The sequence below is a fragment of the Bradyrhizobium sp. genome (genome assembly GCF_049581145.1).
In the GTDB taxonomy this organism is placed as follows: domain Bacteria; phylum Pseudomonadota; class Alphaproteobacteria; order Rhizobiales; family Xanthobacteraceae; genus Bradyrhizobium.
In genome coordinates this window covers 1-9,813 of sequence record NZ_JBAURI010000008.1, presented here as the reverse complement: position 1 = coordinate 9,813, position 9,813 = coordinate 1, and the positions used below count along the sequence as shown (strand labels likewise).

The window sequence follows — 9,813 nt, the reverse complement described above, 5'->3', positions numbered from 1 at the left end:
GCCTTCTGCTGGTTGCCGCCAGACAGGCTCGAAAACGGCGCGCCCGGCCCGCGGGCGCGGACGTCGAAGCGCTGCATCAGCGCCGACGCCGCGCGCTCGAGCGCCGTTCGCTTGAGAAATCCCAGCCGCGTGAACTCGTCGAGGCGGTTGAGGTAGATGTTCTCGGCCAGGCTCATGCCGAGCACGCAACCCATCGCATGGCGGTCTTCCGGCACGATGCCGACGCCAGCGGCGGTGATGTCCCTCGGCGAACGGCCAGTGAGGTCGCTGACGCCGAGATAGATCCGCCCTTCCGTCGCCGGCATCATGCCGGCCAGCACCGCAGAGAGCTCACTTTGACCGTTGCCTTCGACGCCGGCGACGCCGACGATCTCGCCGCGGTCGACGGTAAGGGTGAAATTATCGAGCCGGGTGACGCCCTGATTATCCCTCACGGTCAATCCGTCGATCTGCAGCGCTTCGACCTTCGCAGTCGCGGCCGGCGCCTGGCCTATATGTTTCACCGGATCGAGCCCGAGGATGGACGCCGCCGAGCTATCGAGCGCCTCCGGATTGCCCTGGATCATCGCCCGCACCAGCGCATCGATATCGCAGGCCGGCTTGTCCGAGGCCGCGACCACGCGCCCGCCGCGCAGAACGGTGACCCGATCGGCCACTTGCTTGATCTCGGCGAGCTTGTGCGTCACCAGCACCACGGCCCGGCCGCTGGCAGCGACCCGGCGGCAGACGTCGAGCAGGGCCGCGATCTCGTCGGGCAGCAGCACGGCGGTCGGCTCGTCCAGCACGAACAATTGGGGATCGCGGATCAGGCATTTGACGATTTCGACCCGCTGCCGCTCGCCGACCGAGAGATCCTCGATTTTTGCCTTGGGATCGAGGGGCAAGCCATAATCGGTCGCCAGCTTTTCGAGCTGCCTTGCACAGTCCTTGCGATTGAGAATGCCCTTTTGGCGTCCCAGCAGGACGTTGTCGACCACGCTCATGTCGCCGACCAGGCTGAAATGCTGATGCACCATGGCGATGCCCTGGGCGAGCGCATCCGCAGGTCCCGACGGCTTGAACGGCGCGCAGCGATAGCGCATGGCGCCGCCGTCCGGTCGGTGCACCCCGAAGATCAGGTTGCACAGGGTCGATTTGCCGGCGCCGTTCTCTCCCAGGATGCAGTGAACCTCGCCGGGGCGAAGATCGAGCGAGACATCGGACAGCGCCGTGAAACTGCCGAACCGCTTCGTCATCGCCACCAGCGACAGGAGCGGTTCGGCCGCAGCCTCTGCCGCGCCCGGCAAACTGTCCGTCATCGGAGGGTCAGCCCTTCAACACTTTGATCTTGCCGTCGATGAGGTCCTTCATGATCGATTCGAGCTTGGCCTTCTGCTCGGGCGTGGCGCCGCAGATCACCATGTTCGACGCCTCCGGTCCCATCTTGAGGCCGAATTCCTTGTAGCCCGGCTGCCAGCTTCCCTTCACCGCCTGGTCGATCGCATACTGCACCTGGTAGCCGGTGCCTGTGATCGAATAAGCGAGGTAGAGCGGATCGGTGCCGCAGCGATCGGTGTAGCTGCCGATGATGTGGGTGCCCTTCTCCTTGGCCGCCTGCTCCATGCCGCGCAGCCCGAGATTGAGGATGTGATAGTGGATGTCGGCGCCCTGCGCGATCGCGGCAAGCGTGGCTTCCTTGGCCTTGGCGACGTCGTCGAAATCGCCGGTGTAGTTCTCGACATATTTGATGCTGGGGTTGATCGATCGCGCGCCATTGCCGAATTCCTTGCCGGCATTGACGATTGACGGAATCTCAAGGCCGCCGACATAGCTGATGACGCCGGTCTTCGACAGCATCGCCGCCGCGGCGCCGGCGACATAGGCGATCTCAGCCTGCTTCACGTCATAGCCCGCGACGTTCGGCGCGCTGTCGCCTTCATTGCCGCCGACGATGGAGAAGTGCACTTTTGGAAAGCGCTTGGCGATCTTGTACACCGAGGCCTGGGTCTGGCCACCGACGCCGATCACCAGATCGTTCTTGCCGGCGAGATTGGTCAGCGCCTGATCCATGTCGGCATAGTTGATGTTCTCGATCATCTGGACCTGGATCTTGTCGCCGTACTTCTTTTCCGCGGCCATCAGGCCGTCATAGGAGGATTCCATCCAGCCCTTGTCGGACTTCGAGCCGGGAATCAGGATGCCGACCTTCAGCACGTCGGCGGCCTGCGCAAAGGCGGAAGCGGACAGCGCGAATGCGCCGGTGAGAAGCACACTTCGCAGAACCAAACGGCGTGACCACATTGAAAAAACCTCGCATCGCGTGTTGAAATTTGAATGGCGGTGTTTCCGCAGCAAGTCGTATGCCAGCCTGTCAAACAGCTGAAAAATAATGATATTCGTCTTTCGACCAACGCCCGAAACAAACAAATGCTTACTTTTTATCCAGCAGCGCTGGGCGGCTGTCGGATTCCTGGGCAACGCGACGTCCCGGCATCCCTTCCGGCGTTGAATTTCTTTGCGAATTGTCTCTGGCAGCGAACTTGCAACCGCAGCAGTTGCAGTGATGAGCGACTGCGCGGGATCGCATCACGTTAGTTGGAAGGTCGACCGCGCGGGCGCCTATCGACCGACGTGCGACCGATGTGCGCGACGACCGAAGGAGAGCCGACATGAATGGAAGTAACAAGCACAACGGCGCAATCGAAGGCGGCCAACTCGGACTGGGACGGCAATTCGCCTGGCGGGCGACCACGGCCGAGGTCGACATGGCGATGCCGCAGCCTGCGCCGGTCCGTGTCACGATCGCCTGCGCGCCGCAGAACGTCACGGTCGACCTGCTGCGGACCGCGATCATCGTGATCGACATGCAGAACGATTTCTGCGCGCCCGGCGGGTGGGTCGATCATCTCGGCGCCGACTTCCGCCCCGATCGAGCGCCGATCGAGCCACTGCGCCGGCTGCTGCCGGCGCTCCGCGCGGCGGATGTGCCAGTGATCTGGGTCAATTGGGGCAACCGGCCGGACCTCGCCAACATGCCGCCGAACCAGATCCATCTGTACAAGCCGGCCGGCACGGGCATCGGCCTCGGCGATCCCCTGCCCGGCAATGGCGCGCCGGTGTTGCAGAAAGATTCCTGGGCCGCCGCGGTGGTCGACGAACTGGTCCAGGAACCCAACGACATCAAGGTCGATAAATATCGCATCAGCGGTTTCTGGGATACGCCGCTCGACAGCATCCTGCGCAACCTCGGCGTCCGCTCGATATTGTTCACTGGCGTCAACACGGATCAATGCGTGCTGCATTCGCTGACCGACGCCAATTTCCTCGGTTATGGCTGCATCCTTGTGGAGGATTGCTGCGCCACCACCTCGCCCGACTTCTGTACCGAAGCAACCGTCTGGAACGTGAAGAAGTGCTTCGGCTTCGTCACCGATTCCGCCAGCGTGATCGGCGCGCTCGGCAGCCGCGCCGGCGGCTGACGTGACATCCCCCGAAACAGCCGCCAATGCAATGAACGCGGCCGATATCGGCGCCTTTGTGAGCGGACCGCGCGCCAACTTGATGCCCACCGGCTCGGGACAACTCAGCGGGCTCAGCTTCGCGGTCAAGGACCTCTTCGATGTCGCGGGAAGCGTGACCGGCGGCGGCAATCCGGATTGGCGCAGGACGCATCAGGCTGCCGCGCGGTCGGCGCCGGCAGTCGAGACTCTGCTGGCCGCAGGCGCCAGGCTGACCGGCAAGACCATCACCGACGAACTCGCCTTCAGCCTGGAAGGGGTCAATGCGCATGAGGGTACCCCGCTCAATCCGGCCTGTCCGGAGCGGATTCCCGGCGGCTCCTCCAGCGGGTCGGCGGCGGCGGTCGCGGCCGGACTGGTCGATTTCGCGCTAGGCACCGACACCGGCGGATCGGTGCGCGTGCCCGCGAGCTTCTGCGGTGTATTCGGGTTTCGCCCGACCCACGACGCCATCACGCTGACCGGCGTGATTCCGTTCGCACCGTCCTACGACACGGTCGGCTGGCTGGCCCGCGACATGGCGACGCTCGCCAGCGTCGGCGACGTGCTGCTGCCGCCACTGCCATCGACGCCGGTCCGCAGGCTGCTGCTGGTTCGCGACGCCTTTGCACTGGCGGACCAGCCGGTCGCGGCCGTGCTTCGCGCCGCTTGCGAGGCGCTCGGCGTCACCGACGAGATCACGCTGTTCGACGGCCGCGAGCACGAATGGCTCGAGTGCTACCGGGTGCTGCAGGGTGCCGAGATCTGGCGCGAACTCGGCCCGTGGATCACGTCGACCGGTCCGCAATTCGGTCCCGCGATCGCGCCGCGCTTTGCCGATGCTGCCGCGATCACGGCCGCCGAGGTCGCGCGCTGTTCCCCGCTCCGCGCCGAGCTGGCGGCCCATGTCCGCGCGGCGCTTGAGGACGGCGTCGCCCTGGTGCTTCCGACCGCCCCCTGCATCGCGCTGCGCAAGGATGCCGCGGCGGCCGAGATCGGCGCGTTCTATCCCAGGGCGCTGACACTGACCTCGATAGCGGGTCATGCCGGCGATCCGCAGATCACGCTGCCGGTTGCGCTGGTCGATCGCTGTCCCGCGGGGCTATCCATCATCGCTTCGGCGAATCAGGACCGCGCGCTTCTCGCGCTCGACACCCCGTGGGCCAAGTCCATGAGGACGACAAGCTGACATGACCGGTCGACCGCCCGTCGCAAACCACGAGACCAAGCCTTTAGTCGCGCCGCCGCGGCGTCCGCGCCGCTCCGCCGAGCAGAACCGCGCCAAGATCCTGCATGCCGCGACCCTGGAGTTCGCGACCCATGGCTATGCCGGCGGACGCATCAGCCGCATCGTCAAGAAGGCCGGCAGCAATCCGCGGATGATCTATGAGCAGTTCGGCAGCAAGTCCGAGCTCTATGTCGCCACGCTGGAAAGCGCCTTGGGCGGCCTGCGCACCGAGGAGCTCCGGCTCGACCTCGAGCACCTCGATCCGCTGGAAGGGCTGTTGAAACTGTTCGACTTCATGAACGGCCATTTCGAGCGCAACGGCCATCTGGTCAGCCTGCTGCGCACCGAGAACCTGATGAAGGCGCGCTACATGAAGAAGTCGCCCCGCATCCACGAGATGTCCTCGCCGGTACTGTCGATGACCAAGCGCCTGCTCGCACGCGGCGTCGCCGAAGGCAGGCTCGCCGCCGACATCGATCCGTTGCGGCTCTACGTGATGATTGCGGCACTGAGCCAGTTCCACCTCGCCAACGTCCATACGCTCTCCTCCGAGTTCGACTGCGACCTCGCGGACGCCGACTGGCGCGCGAGCCGGCGGGAGGACGCGCGCAAGATGCTCGCGGCCTATCTGGAGCGGGTGGAGGCACCGGCCGGGCGCGCGTGACTCTTTGGAGGGAGGCGCGGTCCGGGCTAAGCACGGCCTTCGAATTTACGCTGCTCCCGCGATCCGAGGATTCGTTACATCACCACCGGCTTATCCGGCAGCTCGTTGCGGCCGGAGACCTGCGGGGGATAATATTTTGCCAGCTCGCGCGATACCGCCGCGATGCCATTGATGACGCCGCTTTCGAACTTCCCGGCCTTGAAATCGCGCTCCATGTCGCGGCAGATCTTTTGCCAGCCTTCGCTGCCCACCTTGCCGTCGATGCCGCGGTCGGCCACGATCTCGACAACGCGGTCGGCGAGCAAGAGATAGATCAGGACGCCGTTGTTGTGCGCGGTATCCCAGATGCGCAGCTGCGCGAAGAGGTCGAGCGCGCGCTCACGCGCCGGCTGGTCATGAAACAGCGGCGCACCGTCGAGCGCGCCTTCGACGACGAAACGCACCTGGCCTGAATGCGTGGCCTCGCTCTGCCTGATCGCCTGCTCGATATGGTCGAGCACCCTGGGCGTGAAGATGCGGCGCACCCGCCAGCGGTGCGCGATGAGATGCCTGCCGATGCGCCCGATCCGCATGTCCTACCAGCTCCCCGAGGCGCCGCCGCCGCCAAAGCTCCCGCCACCGCCGGAGAAGCCGCCACCGCCGCCGCTCGAACTGGAGCCGCCGCCGCTCCAGCCACCACCGCCGGAATAGGATCCGCCGGACCAACCGCCGCGGCCCCTGCCGGATTGAAACCCGGCAGTCTGGCTCGCGGCAAGAATCGTATCGGCGAAAAAGGTGAGCACGGAAATGATCACGCCGAGGCCGGCCGCGAGCAGCGTCCATCCCAGGAGATACCAGGCGAGCGCACCGATCACGCCGCCGGTTGCGGCCGAGCCGATCAGCCTGCCGAATATGCCGCGCAGGATCGTGCCGACGACGGCAATACCGATCAGAACGAAGGGATTGAGCGGATTGAAAAAGCCGATCCAGTCGCCGACATCCGGTCCGTGCGACGCTTCGGGGGCCGGCGCCGGCAGCGGCTCGCCATCGATCACGCCGATGATGCGCGTCAGACCCGCGGCAATGCCGCCGGCGAAATCGCCGCTCTTGAAGTGCGGCGCGATGTCCTCGTCGATGATGCGCCTTGAGGTGACGTCGGTGAGGCTGCCTTCGAGCCCGTAACCGACCTCGATACGCACCTTGTGATCGTTCTTGGCGATCACCAGCAGCGCACCGTCGTCGATCTTCCTGCGCCCGATCTTCCAGGCTTCCGCAACCCGGATCGAATATTGCTCGATGGTTTCGGGCTCTGTCGTCGGCACGATCAGGACCGCGACCTGGCTGCCCTTGCGCGTCTCGAGGTCCTTCAGCCGCTGCGACTGCGTCGCGATCTGGTCGCTGGACAACGTGCCCGTCAGGTCGACGACGCGGCCGGTGAGCGGCGGCACCGCGACGTCGGCCATGGCTGGAATGGCCCAGCACAGCAGCAACGCAAGGAACAGGCCTCTTGCTGCTTTCAACGCCGACACAATGCGCCTCCCGTCACTTGATCGTCACTTGATCGTCATTTGATCGTCACTTGGCGGATGCCGGCGCCGGGTTGAAATCGACCTTTGGTGCGGTCGAGATTTCCTTCTCATTGTCGACCGTGAAGTTCGGCTTCTCCTTGTAGCCGAACGCCATCGCCGTCAGATTGGTCGGGAAGCTGCGGATCGCGACGTTATAGTCCTGCACCGACTTGATGTAGCGGTTGCGCGCCACCGTGATGCGGTTTTCGGTGCCTTCCAGTTGCGACATCAGGTCGTGGAACAGCGCGTCCGATTTGAGCTGCGGGTAGTTTTCGGTCACCACCAGCAGGCGCGACAGCGCGCTGGAAAGCTCGCCCTGCGCCTGCTGGAATTTCTGGAACGCGGCGGGATCGTTCAGCACCTCCGGCGTCGCCTGGACGCTGCCGACCTTGGCGCGGGCGTTGGTGACGCCGAGCAGCACGTCCTTTTCCTGCTGCGCAAAGCCCTTCACCGAATTGACCAGATTGGGCACCAGATCGGCGCGGCGCTGGTATTGATTGACCACCTCGGACCAGTTCGCCTTGACCTGCTCGTCATTGGTCTGGATCGCGTTGTAACCGCAATTGGTCAGGCTCAACGTCATGAGCGCCGCCAGCACGGTGAAAAACCTGCGCATCAAAGTCTCCCGTTACGATATGGCGCGAACCTAGCAGAACAACCGTGTCAGATAAGCGATGAAAGACGGTTTCGGCGGCAATCTTTCCGACCGGGCGCCGAAAAAGTCGTGGCGCTTTGTCATCTGTCGGGGCCCTCCGTCATTCCGGGGCGTACGCAGCACGACCCGGAATCTCGCGCCGCAATCTCCGCCGTCGTCCTCGCGAAAGCGATTACCCATAACCACAGGCCATGGTGGTGAATCACGCTGTCGGCCCGTTCGCATCGCCGGGAGATCACCCGGTATGGGTCCCGGTTCAAGGCCGGGACGACGGCGGATATTGTAGCGCCTGCACCTTAATCTAGCCCTACGTCATCACCCCTGCGCCGCCTTGGCGTCCTGGATCGCTCTCCACAGCTTCGGCGGCGTCAGCGGCGTGGTGAGCTGGGTGATGCCGAGTTCCCAAAGCGCATCCGTCACGCCATTGGCGATGCAGGGCGGCCCGCCGATCGCGCCCGATTCGCCGCAGCCCTTGGCGCCCAGCGGATTGGTGCGGCAAGGCGCGGAGCCATCCAGCGTCACCTCGATCGGCGGAACGTCGTCGGCCCGCGGCACGCAATAATCCTGATAGCTCGCGGTCAGGAGCTGGCCTTCGGCATCATAGGCCACGAACTCGTAGAGCGCCTGCCCGATGCCCTGCGCGACGCCACCATGCACCTGCCCGGTCACCAGCATCGGATTGACGGCAGTGCCGACGTCGTCGACGGTGGTGTAGCGCACCACGCGCGTGACGCCGGTATCGGGATCGATCTCGACCTCGCAGATATGGGTGCCGTTGGGCCAGCTCGGTCCGTCGACCTCGCCCTCGCTGTCGACCGACAGCCGCGCTCCATCCTCCTTGCCCGCGATCTCGAACAGGCTGACGCGCCTGTCGGTGCCGACCACGGTCAGAGTGCCGTCGCGATATTCGATATCTTCCGCCGAGGTCTCCAGCAGGTTCGAAGCCTTGTCGCGGGCCTTGTTGATCATGTCGCTGGCGGACACCGCCACCGCGGTGCCGCCGACGAACAGCGAACGCGAGCCGACGCTGCCGAAACCCACCGCGAGATCGGTGTCGCCCTGCACCACGTCGATCCTGTCCATGGCGATGCCGAGACTCTCGGAGATCATCTGCGTGTAGGTGGTCGCCAGACCCTGCCCCATCGCCATGGTGCCGGAATGCAGGATGACGCGGCCGTCGGCGGTGGCATGCAGCGAGACCTTCTCGGTGTGGGCGCGGCCGCCGGTCCATTCGATATAGCTGGTCAGCCCGCGGCCATAGAGCAGGCCCTTCTTCTTTGCCTCACGCTTGCGCGCGGCAAAGCCGTCCCAGTCGGCGAGTTGCGCGGCGCGCTCCAGCATGTGGGCGAACGCGCCGGAATCGTAAACCTGGCCCGCGGCATTGGTGTAGGGCAGTTGCGCCGGCTTGATGTAGTTCACTTTGCGGATCGCGCGCGGGTCCATGCCGATCTGGCGCGCGGCGGCATCGAACAGGCGCTCGACGATGAACACGGCCTCGGGCCGGCCCGCGCCGCGATAGGCGCCGACCGGCGCGGTGTTGGTCATCACGGTCTTGATCTCGAAATGCACCAGCGGCAGATCGTAGACGCCGGTCTGCACGAAGGGGCCGAGCACCAGCGGGATGATGTTGCCGGCGCCGGTCATGTAGGCGCCGGTGCCGCCGACCGAGCGCACGCGATAGGCCAGCACGCGCCCCTCGGCATCGAGCGCGAACTCGCCGGTCGAGGTCAGGTCGCGGCCATGGGTGCCGCCGACGAACTCGTCGGTGCGATCGCCGCGCCAGCGGATTTTGCGGTTCAGCCTGGTCGCGGCATAAGCCACGATGCCGTCTTCCGGATAGACGTTGGTCTTCTGACCGAAGCCGCCGCCGATGTCGCCGACCAGGACGCGCACGCTGTCCTTCGGCCGCTTCAGGATCGCCTCGGCCAGCACATCGCGGGTCGAGCCCGGGGTCTGCGACTGCACGTGCAGGATCAGCCGGCCGGTTTTCTTGTCGATCTCGGCAATGGTCGAGCGCGGCTCCATCGCCGACGGAATCAGCCGCTGGCTGACGAGATCGAGCGACACCACATGGTCGGCCCTGGCAAACACCTCCTCGACTTTCGCGGCGTCGCCATAGCTCATGGCGGCCACGATGTTGTCTGGCGCCTGATGCCAGACCGCCGGCGCGCCGGGTTTGGTGGCTTCGATCGGATCGACCACCGCCGGCAGCAAATTGTAGTCGATCGCGATCGCTTCCGCGG

General features: G+C 65.2%; 9 protein-coding genes. 3 read left to right on the top strand and 6 right to left on the bottom strand.

What is annotated here, in order from left to right; translation table 11 throughout:
- Positions 1-1,298 (bottom strand): ABC transporter ATP-binding protein (locus tag WCB02_RS00270; protein WP_423955095.1); only part of this gene is annotated, 1,298 nt, incomplete at its 3' end.
- Positions 1,299-1,305: 7 nt separating this feature from the next.
- Positions 1,306-2,280: a BMP family protein gene (locus tag WCB02_RS00265; protein ID WP_423955094.1), complete on the bottom strand. Its 975-nt coding sequence runs from the start codon at positions 2,278-2,280 to the stop codon at positions 1,306-1,308.
- Positions 2,281-2,648: 368 nt separating this feature from the next.
- On the opposite strand from WCB02_RS00265, the gene WCB02_RS00260 reads away from it, so the two are divergent.
- From WCB02_RS00260 to WCB02_RS00250, 3 genes are read left to right on the top strand one after another with little or no spacing between them, the layout of a single operon-like run.
- Positions 2,649-3,458, top strand: coding sequence for a cysteine hydrolase family protein (locus tag WCB02_RS00260; protein WP_423955093.1), 810 nt, complete (start codon positions 2,649-2,651; stop codon positions 3,456-3,458).
- Between the two features lies 1 nt (position 3,459).
- Positions 3,460-4,665, top strand: a complete 1,206-nt coding sequence (locus WCB02_RS00255) for an amidase (protein WP_423955092.1) — start codon at positions 3,460-3,462, stop codon at positions 4,663-4,665.
- Position 4,666: 1 nt separating this feature from the next.
- A complete protein-coding gene (locus WCB02_RS00250; protein WP_423955091.1) occupies positions 4,667-5,368 on the top strand; it encodes a TetR/AcrR family transcriptional regulator in 702 nt (233 codons plus the stop codon).
- Positions 5,369-5,442: 74 nt separating this feature from the next.
- Here the strand turns inward: WCB02_RS00250 and WCB02_RS00245 are convergent, their stop codons facing one another.
- From WCB02_RS00245 to WCB02_RS00230, 4 genes are all read right to left on the bottom strand, one after another.
- The gene (locus WCB02_RS00245) at positions 5,443-5,940 is read right to left on the bottom strand and encodes a TPM domain-containing protein (protein WP_423955090.1); all 498 of its coding nucleotides are present in this window, start codon (positions 5,938-5,940) and stop codon (positions 5,443-5,445) included.
- 3 nt (positions 5,941-5,943) lie between these two features.
- Complete coding sequence (locus WCB02_RS00240; RefSeq protein WP_423955096.1) at positions 5,944-6,867, bottom strand: TPM domain-containing protein; 924 nt, start codon at positions 6,865-6,867, stop codon at positions 5,944-5,946.
- Positions 6,868-6,922: 55 nt separating this feature from the next.
- Complete coding sequence (locus tag WCB02_RS00235) at positions 6,923-7,531, bottom strand: LemA family protein (protein WP_423955089.1); 609 nt, start codon at positions 7,529-7,531, stop codon at positions 6,923-6,925.
- A gap of 354 nt (positions 7,532-7,885) precedes the next feature.
- On the bottom strand, positions 7,886-9,813 hold a 1,928-nt coding region (locus WCB02_RS00230), incomplete at its 5' end, for a xanthine dehydrogenase family protein molybdopterin-binding subunit (RefSeq protein WP_423955088.1).

Coding starts and splice junctions, on each gene's coding strand:
- WCB02_RS00265 (WP_423955094.1), bottom strand. CDS start 2,280: ATGTGGTCACGCCGTTTGGTTCTGCGAAGTGTGCTTCTCACCGGCGCA.
- WCB02_RS00260 (WP_423955093.1), top strand. CDS start 2,649: ATGAATGGAAGTAACAAGCACAACGGCGCAATCGAAGGCGGCCAACTC.
- WCB02_RS00250 (WP_423955091.1), top strand. CDS start 4,667: ATGACCGGTCGACCGCCCGTCGCAAACCACGAGACCAAGCCTTTAGTC.
- WCB02_RS00245 (WP_423955090.1), bottom strand. CDS start 5,940: ATGCGGATCGGGCGCATCGGCAGGCATCTCATCGCGCACCGCTGGCGG.
- WCB02_RS00235 (WP_423955089.1), bottom strand. CDS start 7,531: ATGCGCAGGTTTTTCACCGTGCTGGCGGCGCTCATGACGTTGAGCCTG.